Source organism: Streptomyces sp. LUP47B, from assembly GCF_001746295.1.
Taxonomy (GTDB): Bacteria; Actinomycetota; Actinomycetes; order Streptomycetales; family Streptomycetaceae; genus Streptomyces.
Genome location: NZ_MJAH01000018.1, coordinates 96,788 through 115,359, shown reverse-complemented (window position 1 = coordinate 115,359; position 18,572 = coordinate 96,788). Strand labels below are relative to the sequence as shown.

Below are 18,572 nucleotides of genomic sequence, written 5' to 3'. Positions count from 1 at the left end.
GATCCCAGCGGGCGGGGCGCCTGCTCGGCGGCGCCACGCGGATGACCAGCGGCCAGTACGGGTGTACGAGCCAGGTCCAGTGGCGCCGTAGGCCGGTCACTTCAGGTCGTCCATCGACTTGCCGACATCGGCGAGCCGCGCCGGCGCGCCGTAGTGGCCCTTGTACTTCACGACGGGCGCGTCACAGCGGTAGGGACCGTTGTCCGGCTTGAAGTCGGCGGGCTTCCATCCCCCGGGCGTGGCCTCGACGATCGTGTAGCACTTGGACGGGACGTCCTGTTTGCTCACGTCGAACGGGGCCTGGATGCCGCCGGCGGTCCATTCGGTCTGCTTCAGCGCGTTGTCGTAGACGCACCTGCGCGTGAGCTCCGCGCAGTCGCGGGCCGCGACGGCGAAGAGCAGCCAGGCGGAGAAGGCCCGCAGCGCGGGGTAGGTGACGGGCTTGCCCGGAGCGTACTTCTCGAAGAGTGCCTTGACCTGCTTGATGGCCTCGCTGTCGGAGCCCGTCTCCAGCGGGTGCGTGGCGAACAGCTCCGCGTAGTTGTGCTGGGTCCCGAGTGCCGAGCCGGCCAGATCGACGAAGTTCCGGTTGTACGAGTTGCTGTTGGAGTCGATCCAGTCGGGGGCGTAGTCGATGCTGGTCAGCGCCTGCTCCAACTTGGCGAGCTGGTCGAACTGCCCCAGGAAGACGAGGCCCTTGACCTTCTTGTTCTTGATGGCCTGGGCGTACGGAGTCCAGTCGGCGACTCCGGCGGTCGGGTAGAGGTCTGAGTAGGAGACCTTGCCGCCGAGCGTGGCGATGGACTCCTCGAACTGCGCTCCGATGACCTTGGTCACCGGGCTGTCGCCGGAGATGATGCCGACGTCCTGGGCCGAGGAGGGGAACCTCTCCTTCAGCAGCCAGTTGTAGAACCCGCCGTACTGAAAGTACGCCGAGTACGGTCCGGCGGACATCACCTGCAGGTCGGAACCGATGCCGGGGGCGAGGGACGACTGGGCGGGGAAGGCGGGGAGCAGACAGGCGAGGCGGTCTTTGACGGCCATGCCGTCGAGGGCGGCGCTGCCGCCGACCAGGGCGAAGTCCTCCTTGCATGCCTGCTGCATGCGCTGGCGGACTTCCATGAGCTTCGCGTCGTGGATGACGGGGACGAGCTTGCGGCCGTTGATGCCGCCCAGTTCGTTGCACCAGGAGGTGAACGCCTTGGCCGCGTCGGGCATTTCGGAGTTCTTGTTGAAGCCCATGTCGGTGAAGACGCCGACCTTGATCTCCTTGTCGGTCACGCCCTGGGCGGTGCCGGGCTTGGCATCGCCCTTGCCGCACACGTCCTTCAGGGTGCCGAAGTCGGCGCCTTGGGCCGACGGTGCGTTCTGGGTGGCGTCGCGGGTCTCCTCGGGATCACTGCCGGTCGAGCCCGAGCGGGTGGAACAGCCGGCGAGCAGCACCGCGACCACGGTGACCACGCCTATGAGCAACCTTCTCAAGGGGTCCTCCTCGGGGAATCGGACGCCGGTGTCCGATGGAGCACGGCCGGATGGCACGAGGGGTCAGCCGCGACGGAAACTACATTCTCGAATTAGGTAAGGCAACTAGTCGCACACGAGAACCTGAGGTGAGTTCCGACGGTTGTACATCGGTCGCGAGGCGCCCCGGACGCCTGCAGTATTACCGTTCTCCATCATTGAGAGTACCGTTCTCATCATGAGCGAACCGAAGAGCACGGCCGCGTACCGCGTGGTGCAGTGGGCGACCGGGAACATCGGGAGCCGCACCCTGCGCGCGGCGGTTGAGCACCCCCGCCTCGATGTCGTCGGCGTCCTCGTGCACAGCGCCGCCAAGTCCGGTCGCGACGCCGGCGAGTTGTGCGGCCTCGCGCCGCTCGGAGTGCGCGCCACCACCGATCTGGACGACGTACTCGCGCTGAAGCCGGACTGCGTGCTGTACACACCGCGAGAGCTGGACCCGGACGCCGTGTGCACGTTGCTCGCGGCGGGGATCAACATCGTCGCCACACGCACCGACTTCCACTACCCGGACGCGATGGAGGAGCCGCTGCGTCGCAGCGTCGAGGCTGCCTGCGACGAGGGCGGCGCCAGCATCCACAGCACCGGCAGCAGCCCCGGCTTCGTCACGGAGGCGCTGCCGTTCGTCCTCGCGTCGCTGCAACGGCGCCTCGACGGGCTGCTCATCGAGGAGTTCGCCGACCTGTCGCGGCGCGACTCCCCCGGGCTGCTCTTCGAGGTGATGGGGTTCGGCGGCCGCGAGGGGACGTTCGACGAGCAGCGGCTCGCGTCGTTGCGCGCGAGCTTCGGACCGTCGTTGCGCCTGGTGGCCGACACCCTCGGGCTACCTGTCGAACAAACCGAGGTCCAGGGCGAGTTCGCGTACGCACGGGAGCGCACCTCGATCGCCGCAGGGATTCTGGAGGCGGGCACGGTCGCGGCGCAGCGGATCACGATCGCCTGGCTGACCCGCGGACAGCCCGTCCTCCAGTTCCGGGCCACCTGGTACTGCACCACCGACCTCGACCGGTCGTGGGACCTACGGGACACGGGCTGGCGCCTGACGGTCGACGGCGACGCCCCGCTCGACGTGACCATCCGCTTCCCCGTGGCCGCCGAGAACGCGGCCGCCACCTACCCCTCGTACACCGCCAACCGCGCGGTCAACGCGGTGCCGTGGGTGTGCGAGGCACCGGCGGGCATACGGACCACGGCGGATCTGCCACAGATCGTGCCGCTGCTGACCGGCCCTGGCCTCACCTGATCCGTCAGCGCGCCGGCCGTTCAGCCGCCCGCGGCCAAATCCGAGAGCAGACCTCTGGTGCGGTGGGCCGAGGCCCGGCGGCTGTCGCGGTCGTGGCCGACGGGCACGATGTGTGCCCACAGGTCGGTCGCGCCCGCGTCGGCCAGGGAGGCCAACTGTCCTCGTACGGAATCCTCGTCACCGATCACAGCCGCCTCGGCCGGTGACGCCTTGCCGCCGATCTCCAGGATCCGGCGGTAATTGGGCAGGCCGTCGTAAGCCACCGCCGTGGCCGCCGCTGCGGTGCGCGCCTCGTCAAGGTCATCGTGCACGGCCACCGGAAGCCCGGCGACGATGCGCGAGGACGGGCGGCCCGCGGCCGTCGCCGCTTTGTGCAGGCGCGGCGCGACATGGGCGTCGATGGCCTCGGCCGTGGCCATCCACAGCACCACTCCGTCCGCGCACTCTCCCGCCACGCGCAGCAGCCGCGGGCCGAGCGCCGCGAGCAGGACCGGCACACCCCCGGCGGGCAGCGAGGGCGGCGCCGAGGTGTGCGCGGACCAGTGCTCGCCGGTGACGTCGGCCCGCTCGCCGCGCAGCAGCGCCGTGAGGATGCGCAGATACTCCTCGGTGGCCGCCCCCGCCCCGTCGTACGACAGGCCGAGCTCCCCCTCCACGTACGGGCGGTGCGACGGGCCGATGCCGAGCGTGAAGCCCGGCCTGCCCATGGCGTACCGGACGGAGACCGCGCGGCCCGCCTGCAGGACCGGGTGGCAGGGGTAGGTCTGGACGACCGCCGTGCCGAGCTCGATGCCGGTGGTGGCGCGCCCGGCGACCGCCATGGCGGCCAGCGGGTCGCCCGCCACAGCGCTGGCGTACCACAGCGCGTGGAAGCCGTCACGTTCCGCTTCCTCGGCCTGGCGCACGACGCCGTCAACGGTGGCGGCGCCTCCGGTCAGACCGATCCGCATGGCCGTGCCCCCTTCACCATCGTGTCACCGGTGTCTGTCCCGGGTCGTCCTCGGCGGTCAGCGGTCTGCGGTAGGACAGGTCGTCGTGGTCGCGGGTGCCTTTGACGAAGCCTTGCTCCCTGAAGAAGGGCGTACGCAGGACGGACGCGTCGGCGGACAGCGCGAGGTCGACCGTGCAGCGGCGCACGGCGATGCGCCAGGTGCCGTCGCGGCGCTCCAGGCGGTCGAGGTAGCGGCCACTCATCAACTGCGCGGTCCTGCCGTCGTGCGACAGGAGTCCCACAAGCACGTAGCTCTCGCAGTGCGCCGTGTCACCGTCCTCGTCGATCTCGCAGAGGTGCGTGGTGATGTTGTGGGTGTGCAGCTCGGCCGACTTGGCGTGGATCATGTTGGCCCACTGTGCGTACGCGGGCCCGAAGTTGACCGTGGCACCGTGCTCGTCGACACCGTCCTGGTGGTAGGCGGCCGTGAGCAGATCGGCGTCGAACCGGTCGTGTCCGCGCGCGTGCCGGGCGACGCAGTCCAGGATCTCCTGCCGGTCGTTCAAGTATCGGACCTGGCGCTCGAGCCGCGCCAGGAGCTCCTCGTCGCCGCTCATGCCGTCACCGGCTCCTCGCCCGCGAAGGTGATGCGCCGCAGTAGTCGCAGCGAGGCCGGCTCGTAGGGCAGGGCACGGTGCAGCAGGCCGGTGTTGTCCCAGAGCACGAGGTCGCCGGGGCGCCAGCTGTGGCGCAGGGTGAAGCGCTCTTGGGTCGCGTAGCCGAGAAGGCGGTCGAGGAGTTCACGGCTCTCCTTCTCGGCCATGCCGACGATCCGCTCGGCCGTGGCGCCGATCAGGAGCGACGTGCGGCCGTCGCGGTGCGTCCACAGCAGGGGGTGCTCGCGGCTGGGGATCCGGTCCCAGGCGGCTCGCTCCTTCGGCGAGGGATCGGGGTTCACCAGGAGCTGAGCGGCGGTGAAGCTGTGCACCACCCGCAGGTCCGCCAGCTGCTTGCGCTCGTCGTCGGGCAGGGCCCGCCAGGCGGCGTAGGTGGTGGCGAACTCGGTGTCGCCGCCCTCGTCGGCGACCTGCCGGGCGAGCAGGACGGTGGCCTTCTGCGGGGTCTCGTCGCGGGTGCCGTCGATGTGCCAGAAGAAGGTGCCGCGGCGCACCTCGGCCAGTTGGCTCTTGGCCGGATCGAGGGTGATGGTGTCGATCTCCGGATGGGCCGCGTCACCGCCCATCGGCGGAACGACGGCCTCACCCAACTGCCGCCCCAGCGCGGAGAATTCGGCGTCGCTCAGATCGGCTCCGCGACAGACGACCACGCCGCGTTCGGCCAGGGCGGTACGCAGCGCGGCCACCGCGTCGGGTTCGAGGAGACGGGTGCCGGACAGACCGGTGGTCTGCGCGCCGATCTCGGGGGCGATGGGGGTGAAGGCGACGGTCACGTTTCCTCCGGGCTGCGGGGAGCGTGCGGGATGGCTGTGGTGGGCAGGTCGTCGTCCAGATCCAGGGCGAAGGACCGCATGAGGTAGGCGATCGTCTCGTACGCGCCGACGGTGAAGATGAGGTCGATCAACTGCTGCGTGCCGAGGGTCGAACCGAGTTCGCCCCAGGTCTTCTCTCCGATCGCACCGTCCACGACGAGTTCGTCGGCCGCGCGCAGCAGGGCGGCGTCGTGCGGAGGCCAGCCGGGTTCGTCGGGGCCGAGGCCGATGCGGTGCACCTCCTCCGCGGTCAGGCCCACGTCTCCGGCCTGGACGACGTGCTGGGACCACTCGTAGGCGCAGTCACGCAGTGCCGATACGCGCAGGACCAGGAGCTCGCGCTGGCGCGGGGTGAGCGTGGTGGCGCGCATGATGTGGCCGTTGAACGTGAGGAAGGCGTGGGCGAGTTCGGGGTGGTGCGCGTAAGTGCCGAGCACGTTCAGGGCCTTGGGGCGTCCCTCGGAGACGGGCGCGGGGTGGCGCGGGTTCGGCGGGGTCAGGGAGGCGAGGGCGGCGCGCATCTCGGGGGGCCAGGAACGGACGGGCAGGGGTTCGATGCGGGGCACGGGTGGGGCTCCTTCGCGGGCGTACGGGGACCGGTCCGGTTCTCAGCGCAGCTTCTGCTTCATTTCCTCGAGCCGAGCGAGAATCGGGTATCCGGTGACGCTCAACGCGTTTCCGTGTCCGGTCTGGTGGATGTCGAAGACGGACTGGACGGCGGCATGGAAGCCCTGCACGTCGAGCGTCTGGTTCACGGCCCGCTTGGCCTGCCGCAGCCCGAACGACGGCATCGCGGCGATCCGCTCGGCCAGCTCCCGTGTCTCCGTGTCCAGTTGATCGCGCGGCACGACCTTGTTCACCATGCCGATCCGTTCCGCCTCCTCGGCGGTCATCGGACGCCCGGTGAACAGGATCTCCTTGGCCTTGCGCGGACCCAGCTCCCACGTGTGGCCGTGGTACTCGACGCCGCCGATCCCCATCGTGACCACCGGGTCCGAGAACAGCGCGTCCTCGGCCGCCACGATCAGGTCGCAGGGCCAGCAGAGCATCAGACCGCCCGCGATGCAGCGGCCCTGCACCGCGGCGATGGAGGGCTTGGGCACATTGCGCCAGCGCAGTGTGTAGTCGAGATAGCGGCGGCTCTCGGCGCTGTAGATCCACTCCAGGGTGATCTCGTCCGGCGAGGGCCAGCGGTCGTTGAGGTCGTGCCCGGCGGAGAAGTGCTTGCCCTCGGCGCGTACGACGATCACCGCCACCTCGTCGTCCTCGGCGGCCCGGGTCCAGGCGGCGTCGAGTTCGTCGAGCAGTTCGGCGTTCTGTGCGTTGGCCACCTCGGGGCGGTTGAGGGTGAGGGTCGCGATGCGGTCCTTCACCTCGTACAGGATGTTCACGTATCGGCTCCTCAACCTCGGGGCAGGCCGAGCACGCGCTCGGCGACGATGGTGCGCTGGATCTCGGAGGTGCCGCCGGCGATGGTGCCGGCGAAGGTGCGGGCGTAGCGCTGGAACCAGCTGCCGGCGAAGTCCTCCCAGTGCATGTACGCGTCGGGGGCGGTGGTGGCGGGGTGCGCGAGACCGTCCGGTCCTGCCGCTTCGAGGGCGCGTTCGGCGGCCTTCTGCACCGCCTCCGAGCCGAGCAGCTTCAGTACGGACAGAGCCGGTACGTCCTGATCGCCGCGGGCGGCGCGCGCCAGGGCCCGCAGGCCGAGCAGCCGCAGGGCCTGGGCGTCCATCGCGAGGGTGGCGTACCAGTCCTTGTCGAGGTCGGTGAGCGGGCGGAAGTCCCGCAGGAGTTCGTCCATGCGGTCGCTGAAGCTGAGCCAGAGCAGGGTGCGTTCATGCCCGAGCGAGCCGCCCGCGACGCGCCAGCCCTCGTTCAGCGGGCCGACGAGGTTCTGTGCCGGGACGCGGACGTCGTCGAAGTAGACCTCGTTGAAGTCGAGGTCGTCGGGGGCGGTGAGGGAGCCGAAGGGGCGTCGGGTCACGCCGGGGGTGTCGGTGGGGATGACAAGGCAGCTGATCCCCTTGTGCTTGGGCGCGTCGGGGTCGGTGCGGACGAAGGTGAGCAGCAGGTCGGCGTCGTGGGCGCCGGACGTCCACACCTTCTGCCCGTTGACGACGAACTGGCTTTCGTCTGCTGCGAGTTCGGCCCTGGTGCTCAGGGAGGCGAGATCGCTGCCTGCTCCCGGTTCACTCATTCCCAGGGCCGCGGTCATCTCCGCGCGCAGGATCGGCACGGCCCAGCGCCGCTTCTGCTCGTCGGAGCCGAAGGTGAGCAGGGAGGCGGCGATGATGCCGAGGCCCTGAGGGTTGAAGCTGTGATAGATGCGGCGCCGGGAGAGCTCCTCCAGGTGCACGTAACTCTGCATCAGTGTCGCGTTCCGGCCGCCGAACTCCGGCGGATTCCCGGGCAGCAGCCAGCCCTCGTCGAAGAGCAGCCGCTGCCAGCGCCGGGCCCATACGGGGACGTCCGCGGTGGAGTGCGAACGCTCGGCCGTATCCGCCTCGGCGGGCAGATGCGTGTCGAGGAAGGCCGTGAACTCGGTCCGGAACGCCTCCACTTCGGCGTCGAAGGTCAGCTGCATGATGCGCCTGTGCCTCCCGCGTCGCGATGATTCGAGGTGATGAGTTCGGCGATTCGGGCCCGGTGCGCCGCCGCACCTCCGAGCATCAGCTCCCCCGCCTTGGCCCGCTTGAGCGCGAACTGCAGGTCGTTCTCCCAGGTGAAGCCCATCGCGCCGAACAGCTGGATGCCGTGCCGGAAGACGAGCGCCTGGCACTCGCCCGCCGCCGCCTTCGCCATGGCCGCCGCGAGCGGCCGGTCCGGGTCGTCGGCTGCGATGGTCAGTGCGGCGTGGTAGGCGAGTGCGTGGGCTCGCTCGATCGCCACATGCATGTCGGCGGCTTTGTGCTGTACGGCCTGGAAGGAGCCGATGGGTGCGCCGAACTGGCACCTTGTTCGGGCGTGTTCGAGTACCAGGTCGAGCACGCGGCGGCACGCGCCGACCATGGTGACGGCCATGGCAGTGAGGCCCACGTCGTGGGCGTGCGGTGGGGGCTCGGCACCGACCCGGGCCTCCTGGGTGACGCGCACCTGCGAGAAGGTCACGTCCGCGAGGTGCAGGACCGGATCCAGCGCCGGTGTCCGTACGGCCCGCACCTCGTCGGCGGACACGAGGAAGACTCCCTCATCGGCGACCACGGCGAACCAGTCCGCCCGGTCGCCGTCGAGGACATGGAGGACGCGGCCGTCGAGGAACCAGACCCGGCCCTCACGCCGGGCCCGCACGCCCTTGACGACCGCGGCGCCCGACTCCCGGGGGGCGATCAGGCCTACGGGAACGAGGGGGGCGAACTGGGTGAGCGTGGCGAGATAGGGCGTCGGGTCGGTCGCGCGGCCCAACTCCTCCAGCACGATGGCGAGTTCCACCATCTGTGCCGGATCCACGAGTTCGGTCCAGCCGAGGTCCGCGTACGTGTGCCACAGGGGCTCGTGGTCACCGTCCGCGTCGACGACAGCGCGCACCAGCGCCGGCGTGCACTCCTTGGCGAGGACCTCGCGGACGGACTTCTGCCACATCCGCTGGTCATCGTCGAACTCGAAGAGCATCGTCGCCTCCTGGTCCGGATGTCCCGTGAACGACCGAGCCCGGCGGGCCGCTCCGACAAGGGTGATAATAACGTTCTCTCGATGGGAAAGTAATAGTCTCATCATCGCAGAGCGGGGTAGCCTCCCGTCATGAAACCGGAGATCTCCCTCGACACGGGCCCGGCGGACAGCGAACCGACGTGGAAGCAGCGCGCGGTCGAGCGCTCCACCCGGGTGGCCAAACAGCGCGCCGAGCAGCGGGTGCAGCGTTTCCTGGACGCGGCTCAGGAGCTCATGGCCGACAAGGGCACCACGGACTTCACGGTGCAGGAGGTGGTCGACCGCTCGGGCCAGTCGCTGCGCAGCTTCTACCAGCACTTCGACGGCAAGCACGAACTGCTGCTCGCCCTTTTCGAGGACGCTCTGCGCCGGACCGGCGACGCATTGCGCGCGGCCACTTCGGGGCCCGGAGCCGCCGAAGCGCCCGTGGCCCGCCTGGAGGCGGCCACCCGGCTGCTGTTCGCCATGTGCCGCCCGGGCCCCGGTGACCTGCACCCCCTGTTCAGCGAGTTCGCCCCGCAGCTACTGCTCACGCACCCCGACGAGGTACGGCTCGCGCACGCTCCGGTGCTGGGAATCCTGGCCGCACTGATGGAAGGGGTCGACGCGGCCGGCGGGCTGCGTTCCGGCATGCGACCCCGGCGCGCGGCGGCGATGCTGATGCAGACGACCATGTTCCTGTCGCAGTCGGCCATCGGCGTCAATCCGGACGGCCCCGCGCCCCGGCCGCTCGACGCCGACGAAGTGTGGGCGTTCTGCTCCGGCGGCTTCGGAACGAGGACCTGAAGCACCACGCCCACCCAACGGCGAGAACGGCATTCTCATCTTCGCGCAGCTCCCCTACACTCGCCGCATGTCGGATCTGTGGAGCGACCTTCTCGCCTGCCTCGACCTGCGCCCTCTGCCGCACGCCGCCGCACCGGTCTTCGAAGGCACCAACCAGCGGCTTGCTTATCACCGCCTGTTCGGCGGCCAGCTCCTGGCCCAGTTCGTCCGGGCCGCCCAGCGGCTCGGTCCGGACAAGGCCGTGAAGTCCCTGCATGTGCTCTTCCCGCGCGCAGGCCGGAGCGACGAGCCCGTCCACTACGAGGCGGTCCGCGTCCAGGAGGGCAACACCTTCGCCACGTGGTCCCTCACCGCGCGCCAGAGCGCGGGCGTCATCGCCACCGCGGCCGTGTCCCTGCACCGGGTGGAGCCCGGCATGGAGCAACAGTTCACGGCGCCCGTGCCGGTGGTCCTCGGGCCGGAACATCGCGTGGAGTTCGAACTGTTGCCCTGGGAGACCCGGGCGAGCGCCGACCTCGACTCCCCAGGCGTGGCGCCTGCCGAGCTGGACCTGTGGATGCGCACCCCCCATGTGGAGGCGGACCTCGGCCCCTCGCTGCTCGCGTACGTCACCGACCTGACCCTGATCGGCACCGCACTGCGCACGGTCGACGGCATCGGCCAGCAGGACGCCGGCAAGGCGTTCACCTCGGCCGTCACCTCGCACACCGTGTGGTTCCACCGCCCGGTCCGCGTCGACGACTGGCTCCTGCTGCGCCAGCACGCGCCGCTCCTCGCCCACGGCCGCTGCCACGGGCGAGGCGACGTCTTCACCACGGACGGCTCCCTCGTGGCGTCCTACGCACAGGACGCGCTGTTGCGCCTTCCGCACTCACCCTGACGGGCAGGCCCCGCCGACGTCGTCGCGACCTCGGCGGGGGCCTGCTTTACTCCCGCTCAGGAACCGGCCACACAGACGTGGGCCGAGGCGCATGTCGAGGCGGTCCAGGCCGCCCGTACGGACTCGACCGAGGCATGTCGGCGGATGCGCCCGCCGCCGGCGGCGCGTGCTTCGTGCGCTTCAAGGCCCGATCCTCGAAGCCTTCTCCTCCGCCTCGATGTCGGCCAGCAAGGCATCGACGCGTGTCCGCGCGCGAGCCGCGACACCGGTGCCCGGCGCCGTGTGCACTCGGTTGGCCTCCACCGCGTGCAGTGCCGCCGCTGCGACCTCGCGTGGGCTGAGGATGCCGTCCGGGGCGAGGTCGCGCATCGAGGCGGTTCCGCTGGGCATCGGGATGGCGCCGAGAGCTGCGGAGTTCTGCCCGAGCGGGGTGTCCACAAGACCCGGGCAGACCACCGTCGCGCCCAGCGTCGGCGCCACCTGTTTCAGTTCCGCGTCGAGCGTCTCGGTCAGGCCGACGACCGCGTGCATGGTGCCGGCGTACGGGGTGCGACCGGGCAGCGGTGCGAGGCCGCCGGCAGAGGCGGTGTTGAGGAAGTGACCGGCCCCCTGCTCGATCAGCAAAGGCGCGAAGGCACGTACCCCATGGACGACGCCGAGCAGTTTGACGCCGATCATTCGCTGCCAGGTGTGGTCGTCCTGCTGCCACATCGGTGCGCCCGGACAGACGACTCCGGCGTTGTTGCACACCAGGTCCACCCGCCCGTACGCGCTCATCGACCGGTCGGCGAGCCGTGCGACCGCCGCCGCGTCGCTCACGTCGGTCACGACGGCGGTGACCTCCGCCCCGGCCTCGCGGAGCGCTTCGCACGCCGCGGCCAGTCCGTCCTCGCGGATGTCGGCGATCACCAGCCGTACCCCGCGCGCCGCCAGTTCCTCGGCGAGGCCGTAGCCGATGCCGCTGGCCCCGCCGGTGACCACCGCGACCTGCCAGTTCTCGATGCGCACCTTCGCCCCCCTCAGTCCCGTGCCATCTCGAGCCGCGCTTTGGCCCACAGCCACTCGGCGTACGAGTGCATCGCCTCGCCGGTCGCCCGGTCCCGGCGGCCCTCCACGGCGGCGTACCAGCTGCCTTCGAGGAGAGCGGCGAGCCGGAAGCAGGCGAGGACCTCGAACCAGCGGAAGGCGGAGGTGTCGCGGCCGGTGGACTCGGCGTAGTACGCGAGGAGTTCGGCGCGCGACGGCATGCCGTCCCAGGGGGTGAGGTAGGGCTCGGCGCCGGGGGGATCGCCTTCCTCCCGCCAGGCGGTGAGGATCCAGGCGAGGTCGAGCAGCGGGTCGCCGAGGGAGGCCATCTCCCAGTCGACGACCGCCGCCAGGCTCGGGGCGTCGTGCGACAGCATCACGTTGGCGAACTGCAGATCGCCGTGGACGATGGCGGTCCGGCCCTGCTTCGGGGTGTGCCCCGTCAGCCACTCGGCCACCGCGTCGACGTGCGGGGACTCGGTCTCCCGGTAGGCGGCGCTGCGACGGTAGCCGTGCAGCATCCGCAGGTACCGGGCCGGCTGGCGCTCCACCCACCCGTCGGGGCGGCCGAGCTGGTCGGCGCCCACCGCGTACGGGTCGACCGAGGCGAGCTTCGCCGCCCCGTCGACCAGGGCGAAGGCGGCGCGGCGGCGCCAGTCGGCGTCCTCGGCATAACGGCCGGGGAACCGGCCCTGCGGGGTGAACCCGTCGATCTTCTCCAGGATGGAGAAGGGGCCGCCGAGCGGTGAGTCCTGGTCGAGGCTGAACGCGTACTGGCGCGGGTGCGGTACGTCCGTGTCCGCGAGCGCCGCGAGCGCGCCGCTCTCGCGACGGAAGGCGTCGGCGGCACGGTCCTCGAGGTGGCGGCCCGGCAGGCGGAGGACGAGCTCGGTGCCGTCGGCGCGGCGGACGAGGGAGAGGATGTTCTGCGCTCCGCCGGCGAGCGGCGACAGCTCGATCACCGGACCGTCGCCGGGCAGGTCCGTGAGGCCCGGCCAAGTGTTGAGGAGTGCGAGGGTGTCGGTCATCGGGCGCCCGCTTCCTCGGGCTGAAGCAGATCCGCGTACTTCTCACGGGCAGCGGCCAGTCGGGCGGGCAGGTGCGCGGAACCGAACAGCCGGTCCTCGGGCGGTTCCACGCCCTTGAGCAGCATGCGGGCCACGACGTCCTTGTGCGCCTCGGTCGGACCGTCGGCGATACCGAGCACCGGTCCTGCCTGCCACATCCGGGCCAGCGGCAGTTCGTTGGAGACGCCGAGCGCCCCGTGCAGGTGCATGGCCCGGTAGGTGATGTCGACGAGCGTCTTCGGGGTGGCCACCTTGACGGCGGAGATGTGCAGGCGTGCCGTACGGGCGTCCTCCGGCGAGCCGCTGCGGGCGGCCCGGTCCGCTTGCCAGGCGGCGTGCAGGACTTGGAGGCGGAACTGCTCCAGCTGGATCCAGCTGTCCGCGAACGCGTGCCGCACCGCCTGCTGGTCGGCGAGCGGGCGGCCGCGGGTGCGGCGGCCGGCGATCCGCTCCCCCATCATGTCGAGCGCGCGCCGGCACTGTCCGACGGAGCGCATCGCATGGTGCAGGCGTCCGCCGCCGAGGCGGGTCTGGGCGATGGCGAACCCGCTGCCCGGCTCGCCCAGGAGGTTCTCGGCGGGCACGCGGCAGCCGGTGAAGCGCAGGTACGCGTGCACCCCTTCCCCGAGCGGTTCGCCCGCGAGTCCGGTGCCGCGCACCATCTCCATGCCGCCGGTGCCCGCCGGAATGACGAACATCGAGGAGCCCTGGTGGACCGGCACCTCCGGGTCGGTGATGACCATGGCGATGACGAACGCGGCGTGCGGGTAGTTGGAGGCGAACCACTTCTCACCGTCGATCACCCACTCGTCGCCGTCGCGTACCGCCCGGCAGGTGAAGCCCCCTGGGTCGGCGCCGCCGGTCGGCTCGGTCATGGCGAAGGTGGAGACGATCCGTCCGTCGAGGAGCGGTTCGAGGAATTCCTTGCGCTGCTCATCGGTGCCGTAGTGGGCGAGGATCTCGGCGTTGCCGGAGTCGGGGGCCTGGGTGCCGAAGACCATCGGGGCCCAGGAGGAGCGGCCCAGAATCTCGTTCAGCAGGGCCAGTTGGACCTGTCCCATGCCCATGCCGCCGAGTTCGGGCGGCAGGTGGGCGGCCCACAGGCCCTGTTCGCGCACCTGGCGCTGGAGCGGGCGGACGGCGTCGAGGTAGACGCGGCTGGAGCGGTCGTACGGTTCCGCGTTGCCCGGGAAGAGGACGTCGAGCGGCTCGACCTCATCCCGTACGAAGGTGTCGGCCCAGTCGAGGCGGGCCTGGAACGCGGCGTCGGTGCTGAAGTCCCACATGTGGCGGTCCCCTTCAGGGCGACAGAACGTTGTTCGGACGCTAGCAGAACGACATTCTCGCGTCCAGGAACAGTATTCTTGATGCCGCTGCGGAGCAGCCTGCCGACCCCCTCGATCAGGAGCGGGCCCCTGCCACCAGGAAGCGCTTCAGCTGCTCGACATCCGCCTCGTCCGGCGCGTGGCCGGACAACAGCCAGTGCTGCAGCGCGGCGACGGCCGCCCCGGCGATCGTCCGCCCGGCGCGGACCGAGTCGGCGGCCCCCAACTCTCGTGCCGGGCCGGCGAAGAGCGAACCCAGGCCGTCCACCAGGACCACCATGGCGTGCCCCGCGTGCGGCACCGGGGTGACGGCGGCAGCGAGGACCGCCCGCACGCCCGCCGCGAGTCGCGGGTCGGCGGCCTGCCGTACGACGGCGGCGATGCCGGCCCGCAGCCGGTCCTCGGCGCTGTCACCCACGGCCCGTTCCATCCGGCGCCTGACCTGTCCGGCGAGTTCGCGCGCGCCACGCTCGACGATCGCCTCCATCAGGGCGTCCCGGCCGGAGAACGCGCGGTAGAAGGCATCGTTGGAGAGCCCCGCGGCAGCCACGATGTCGGCGACGCGAGGCGCACGTGGCGCACCCTCGGTCATCAGCTTCAGCCCGGCGTCGAGCAGGGCGTCCACCTCGGCGCGGGCGCTCTGTTCGGCACCTGCCATCCGGCGGCTCACGGCCCGTTCGGCGAGCGACGGCCGGTGGGGATCGGTCGGAGTCAACGCTCTACCTCCTGCGCAAGAGTTTCATTCTTCATTGCGAGAATGCTAATTTCGCATGCACTTGCCGGACCTGTCATCGGGGGTGCGACGCACATGGGACACAGGGCACACGCGGGACGCGGGGGATACGCAGACGGCCTGTTCGACCTCAGCGGCCGCGTGGTCGTGGTCACGGGCGGCAGCCGCGGGCTGGGACGGGAGATGGCGTTCGGGGCGGCCCGCTGCGGCGCGGACGTCGTGATCGCCTCGCGGACATATGAGGCGTGCCTGACCACGGCAAGTGAGATCGAGAAGGAGACGGGCCGCGCCGCCCTGCCGTACGCGGTCCACATGGGCCGCTGGGACCAGCTGCCGGGGCTCGTGGACGCGGTGCACGAGCGCTTCGGCCGCCTGGACGTGCTGGTCAACAACGCCGGAATGTCGCCGGTGTACGAGGACTTGGGCGAGGTGACGGAGAAGATGTTCGACGCCGTCGTCGCCCTGAACCTCAAGGGGCCGTTCCGCCTCTCCGTGCTCACCGGGCAGCGGATGGCCGCGGCGGGCGGCGGAGCCATCGTCAATGTCAGCTCCACCGGCTCACTGCGCCCGCGCGCCCCGATCGTGCCGTACGCGGCGGCGAAGGCGGGACTCAACGCGATGACGGAGGGCCTGGCGCACGCGTTCGGACCGACGGTCCGCGTCAACACCCTGATGTGCGGGCCGTTCGCCACCTGGGCCACCCGCCGCTGGCAGGACGACCCCGAGGCGCTCGCGGACGGCGTCCGCGACCACGCGCTACAGCGCATCGGCGACCCCCGCGAGGTCGTCGGCGCCGCCCTGTACCTGATGTCGGACGCCGCCTCGTACACGACGGGGGCGATGTTGCGGGTCGACGGGGGAATGCCCTGAGAGTCCTTCGGGGCATCCCCCGCCCTTTGCCGTGGTGCGTGACGAGGCGTGGTGCCTCATCGCGATCCGCGCACCGACTTCCCCAGCCACACCGACGTTCGCGCATCGACGTCATCGTCGTCCGTCAGTGCGGAGACGCTCACGCAGCCGTCCGAGACAGCGGCGACATCGGTTCCAGGACCGGCGGAGGGAGCCGCCCCGCGAGGTCCCAGGCGGTACGTGCCGCCGCCGGCGCCGCTGAGCCCGTTCACCCCATTGCAGTCCGGAGCGAGCAGCGCGCCGCCCGCGACATCGGTGGCGCGGGTCCCCTTCGGGGGAAGCGGACCGCCCGCCGCAGTCCGTATTCAACCCGGGCTCACCGCCCCGCCACCTCGACCACCATCGCCGACGCCATTCCCCCGCCCGCGCACATGGCGGTGACGCCCACTCCCCCACCCCGGCGCCGCAGTTCATGCACCAGCGTCACCAGCATCCGGGCGCCGGTGGCGGCCACCGGGTGGCCCAGGGAGATGCCGCTGCCGTTGACGTTGACCCGGTCGGGGTCGAGGGCGAGGCGGCGTACGACGGCCACGCACATCGACGCGAAGGCCTCGTTGATCTCGAAGAGGTCGACGTCATCGAGGGAAAGCCCTGCCCTGGCCAGGGATTTGGGGATGGCCAGGGCGGGAGCCATGCCGGTCTCGGCGGGGTCGACACCCACGGAAGCCCACGCGCGCACCGTGGCGAGTGCGGGCAGGCCCAGGCGGTCGCTCGCGACGACGAGGGCCGCGGCCGCGTCGTTGCCGCCGCAGGCGTTGCCTGCGGTGATGCTGAAGCCTTCGATCTCCGGGTGCAGCGGCTTGAGCGCGGCGAGTTTCTCCAACGAGGTGTCCCGGCGGGGGTGTTCATCGACCGAGAACAGTCCGTGCGGCGTCCCGATCGGTACTGTCTCGGCCTCGAAACGCCCCTCGTCGATGGCGCGAACGGCGTTCCGGTGCGAGCGCAGGGCCCAGGCGTCCATGTCCTCGCGGCTGATCTTCTCGGCGACAGCCGTGTTCCAGCCGATGGTGTACGACATGTCGAAGTTGGGCGCGTCCGGCCGGTCGGGGTGGGTCGGCGGATACCAGTCGCTCCACTCGCCGTCCGTGCGGCGCCGCGAACGGGGCCCCGTCGAAGACGAGTTGACGCCTCCCGCGATGACCAGTTCGTCCATGCCGGACCGGATGGACGCGGCGGCGTGTTCGACGGCGGCGAGACCCGCCGCGCAGTGCCGGTTGACGGCCGCTCCGGGTATCGAGGTCAGGCCGGCGGTCAGCGCGGCGTGCCGGGCGATGACCCCGCCGCCGTACAGGCCCTCCCCGAGAACCACGTCGTCGACGCCGGCCGGGTCGAGGCCCTTCGCCGCGGCGGACACGATGTGGTCCGCGAGGTCGTAGGCGCTGGTGTCCCGCAAGGCGCCCTTGCCCGCGGTACCGATGGGGGTGCGCAGCGCACGGACGATGACGGCTTCAGGCATGGGTGGCCTCTCGGTCTGGGTGGTCGCCCGGCTGAGCGGGGGCTTCGGCCGGCTCTGCAGGGTCGGCGGGAGGGGCGCTCTCCGACTCGGTGAACTCCGCGACCAGCACGCGGCGCAGCAGTTTTCCGGTGTCGGTGCGCGGCAGTCCGGGGCGGAAGACGATCTTGTCGGGCGTCTTGGAGGTACGCAGCCGCTCGCGCACCCAGCCTCGCAGGACATCGGGCTCGCCCTCGCCGACCACGAAGGCGACGATCCGCTGGCCCCACTCCTCGTCCGGGACACCGATCACCGCCGCCTCGTTGATCCCGGGGTGGGCGAGCAGCACGTCCTCGATCTCCTCGGGCGCGATGTTCTCGCCGCCCCGGATGATGGTGTCGTCGGCGCGCCCCTCGATGAACAGATAGCCGTCGGCGTCGAGTCGTCCCCGGTCCCGCGTCGGGAACCAGCCACCCTCATCAAGCGCGCTGCGCCCCTGGTACTCGCCGGAGATCTGCTCCCCGCGCACGTGCACGAGCCCGGTCACCCCGGGGCCGAGCACCTTTCCCGCACTGTCACGGATCTCGATCTCGACGCCAGGCAGAGCGCGTCCCACCGACGACAGCCGTTCGCGTACGGAGGGGTCGGCGGCGGCGAGGGCCGCGCGGTGGTCGTCGGGGCCGAGAACCGCGACGGACGAGGCGGTCTCGGTCAGCCCGTACGCGTTGACGAAACCGGTCTCCGGGAAGAGCGCGAGGGCCCGCTCCACAACGGCGCGCGGGGTGCGCGCACCCCCGTACGCGAGGTGCCTCAGTGTCGGCGTGCCCGCGTCGGAACCCTCCACGGCCTCGACGACGCGGGCGAGCATGGTCGGCACGAGCATGGCGTGGGTGACGCCTTCGCGGCGTACGGTGGCCAGCCACTTACCCGCGTCGAAGCCGGACAGGTAGACGACCCGGCGGCCGGTGTAGAGGTTCGAGAGCAGGTTGGTCAGGCCTGCCACGTGGTACGGCGGGACCGCGACCAGCGCGGCGTCGCCCGGCTCGGCCGACCCGAACTCCTGGGTGCCGAGGATGTACGCAAGCAGATGCCGGTGGCGTAGCAGCGCCGCCTTGGGTGCCGCGCTCGTGCCGCTGGTGTAGAGGATGACCGCCACCGCGTCCGGGTCCCACTCGGGTTCCTGGGCGATGTCGGAAACCTCGTTCTCGGATGGCGCGGTGAGCGTGACGAGGTCTTCGGAGCTCAGCAGCAAGGCGCCCGGATGCCGACTTTCGATCTCCGCCAACTGCTCGTGACCCAGACGGTAGTTGAGCGGGACGAACGGCACGCCTGCCAGCGCCGCACCGAACAGCGCCACGGGATAGGCCAGTTGGTTGACACCGCGGTAGAGAACGGCCGGCCTGCCCCGGAAGCGGCCGGCCGCGCGGCGCGCCTGCTCCAGGAGTTGTCCGGCGGTCAGGGTGCGGCCGTCCGCCGTCACCGCAGGCCGCTCAGCGTCGGCCGAAGCCGCCATTTCGATGATCATGGTGATATTCATGAGAGTGATATTCTCGCGATTCAAGAGCCGCACTTTCAAGAGTGG

Annotated in this window: 18 protein-coding genes; 4 read left to right on the top strand and 14 right to left on the bottom strand. The window is 70.9% G+C overall.

All coding sequences use genetic code 11. The annotated features are described in order from the left end of the window. Positions 1–96 precede the first annotated feature (96 nt). The gene (locus tag BFN33_RS40240) at positions 97–1,482 is read right to left on the bottom strand and encodes an ABC transporter substrate-binding protein (protein ID WP_069765168.1); all 1,386 of its coding nucleotides are present in this window, start codon (positions 1,480–1,482) and stop codon (positions 97–99) included. Positions 1,483–1,699: 217 nt separating this feature from the next. Here BFN33_RS40240 and BFN33_RS40235 point away from each other — a divergent pair, with 217 nt between their 5' ends. Continuing rightward, positions 1,700–2,764 carry a dihydrodipicolinate reductase gene (locus BFN33_RS40235; protein WP_069765167.1) on the top strand — a complete coding sequence of 355 codons (1,065 nt, stop codon included), beginning with the start codon at positions 1,700–1,702 and terminating at the stop codon, positions 2,762–2,764. Between the two features lie 20 nt (positions 2,765–2,784). On the opposite strand, the gene BFN33_RS40230 is transcribed toward BFN33_RS40235, so the two are convergent. From BFN33_RS40230 to BFN33_RS40200, 7 genes are read right to left on the bottom strand one after another with little or no spacing between them, the layout of a single operon-like run. After that, positions 2,785–3,714 carry a TIGR03564 family F420-dependent LLM class oxidoreductase gene (locus tag BFN33_RS40230; protein ID WP_069765166.1) on the bottom strand — a complete coding sequence of 310 codons (930 nt, stop codon included), beginning with the start codon at positions 3,712–3,714 and terminating at the stop codon, positions 2,785–2,787. Positions 3,715–3,727: 13 nt separating this feature from the next. Beyond that, on the bottom strand, positions 3,728–4,312 hold the full coding sequence (locus BFN33_RS40225) for a nuclear transport factor 2 family protein (protein ID WP_069765165.1): 585 nt from the start codon (positions 4,310–4,312) through the stop codon (positions 3,728–3,730). After that, the gene (locus tag BFN33_RS40220) at positions 4,309–5,145 is read right to left on the bottom strand and encodes a TauD/TfdA family dioxygenase (RefSeq protein WP_069765164.1); all 837 of its coding nucleotides are present in this window, start codon (positions 5,143–5,145) and stop codon (positions 4,309–4,311) included. The genes BFN33_RS40225 and BFN33_RS40220 overlap by 4 nt, the downstream gene beginning before the upstream one ends. Next, positions 5,142–5,750 carry a carboxymuconolactone decarboxylase family protein gene (locus BFN33_RS40215; protein ID WP_069765163.1) on the bottom strand — a complete coding sequence of 203 codons (609 nt, stop codon included), beginning with the start codon at positions 5,748–5,750 and terminating at the stop codon, positions 5,142–5,144. The genes BFN33_RS40220 and BFN33_RS40215 overlap by 4 nt, the downstream gene beginning before the upstream one ends. 42 nt (positions 5,751–5,792) lie before the next feature. Next, positions 5,793–6,575 (bottom strand): enoyl-CoA hydratase, encoded by a 783-nt coding sequence (locus BFN33_RS40210; RefSeq protein WP_069765162.1) that lies wholly within the window; start codon positions 6,573–6,575, stop codon positions 5,793–5,795. An 11-nt stretch (positions 6,576–6,586) separates the two neighbouring features. After that, the gene (locus BFN33_RS40205) at positions 6,587–7,768 is read right to left on the bottom strand and encodes an acyl-CoA dehydrogenase family protein (RefSeq protein ID WP_069765161.1); all 1,182 of its coding nucleotides are present in this window, start codon (positions 7,766–7,768) and stop codon (positions 6,587–6,589) included. Beyond that, entirely contained in the window at positions 7,759–8,793 is a 1,035-nt protein-coding gene (locus BFN33_RS40200) for an acyl-CoA dehydrogenase family protein (protein WP_069765160.1), read from the bottom strand. The genes BFN33_RS40205 and BFN33_RS40200 overlap by 10 nt, the downstream gene beginning before the upstream one ends. Before the next feature lie 129 nt (positions 8,794–8,922). On the opposite strand from BFN33_RS40200, the gene BFN33_RS40195 reads away from it, so the two are divergent. After that, positions 8,923–9,618: a TetR/AcrR family transcriptional regulator gene (locus tag BFN33_RS40195; RefSeq protein WP_069765159.1), complete on the top strand. Its 696-nt coding sequence runs from the start codon at positions 8,923–8,925 to the stop codon at positions 9,616–9,618. Positions 9,619–9,685: 67 nt separating this feature from the next. Beyond that, the gene (locus BFN33_RS40190) at positions 9,686–10,498 is read left to right on the top strand and encodes an acyl-CoA thioesterase II (RefSeq protein ID WP_069765158.1); all 813 of its coding nucleotides are present in this window, start codon (positions 9,686–9,688) and stop codon (positions 10,496–10,498) included. A 180-nt stretch (positions 10,499–10,678) separates the two neighbouring features. On the opposite strand, the gene BFN33_RS40185 is transcribed toward BFN33_RS40190, so the two are convergent. The 4 genes from BFN33_RS40185 to BFN33_RS40170 form a co-directional block, all read right to left on the bottom strand. Beyond that, positions 10,679–11,506 carry an SDR family NAD(P)-dependent oxidoreductase gene (locus tag BFN33_RS40185; RefSeq protein ID WP_069765157.1) on the bottom strand — a complete coding sequence of 276 codons (828 nt, stop codon included), beginning with the start codon at positions 11,504–11,506 and terminating at the stop codon, positions 10,679–10,681. 11 nt (positions 11,507–11,517) lie between these two features. Next, positions 11,518–12,552, bottom strand: coding sequence for a phosphotransferase family protein (locus tag BFN33_RS40180; RefSeq protein WP_069765156.1), 1,035 nt, complete (start codon positions 12,550–12,552; stop codon positions 11,518–11,520). Then, the gene (locus tag BFN33_RS40175; RefSeq protein WP_069765155.1) at positions 12,549–13,877 is read right to left on the bottom strand and encodes an acyl-CoA dehydrogenase family protein; all 1,329 of its coding nucleotides are present in this window, start codon (positions 13,875–13,877) and stop codon (positions 12,549–12,551) included. The genes BFN33_RS40180 and BFN33_RS40175 overlap by 4 nt, the downstream gene beginning before the upstream one ends. A gap of 115 nt (positions 13,878–13,992) precedes the next feature. Then, positions 13,993–14,631: a TetR/AcrR family transcriptional regulator gene (locus BFN33_RS40170; protein WP_069765154.1), complete on the bottom strand. Its 639-nt coding sequence runs from the start codon at positions 14,629–14,631 to the stop codon at positions 13,993–13,995. A 93-nt stretch (positions 14,632–14,724) separates the two neighbouring features. Between BFN33_RS40170 and BFN33_RS40165 the strand changes: the two genes are divergently transcribed. Beyond that, the gene (locus tag BFN33_RS40165) at positions 14,725–15,519 is read left to right on the top strand and encodes an SDR family NAD(P)-dependent oxidoreductase (protein WP_069765153.1); all 795 of its coding nucleotides are present in this window, start codon (positions 14,725–14,727) and stop codon (positions 15,517–15,519) included. A 355-nt stretch (positions 15,520–15,874) separates the two neighbouring features. Here the strand turns inward: BFN33_RS40165 and BFN33_RS40160 are convergent, their stop codons facing one another. Both BFN33_RS40160 and BFN33_RS40155 read right to left on the bottom strand, forming a co-directional pair. Beyond that, positions 15,875–17,014, bottom strand: a complete 1,140-nt coding sequence (locus BFN33_RS40160) for a thiolase family protein (RefSeq protein WP_069765152.1) — start codon at positions 17,012–17,014, stop codon at positions 15,875–15,877. Next, positions 17,007–18,527: a class I adenylate-forming enzyme family protein gene (locus tag BFN33_RS40155; protein WP_176742595.1), complete on the bottom strand. Its 1,521-nt coding sequence runs from the start codon at positions 18,525–18,527 to the stop codon at positions 17,007–17,009. The genes BFN33_RS40160 and BFN33_RS40155 overlap by 8 nt, the downstream gene beginning before the upstream one ends. Positions 18,528–18,572: the final 45 nt, after the last annotated feature.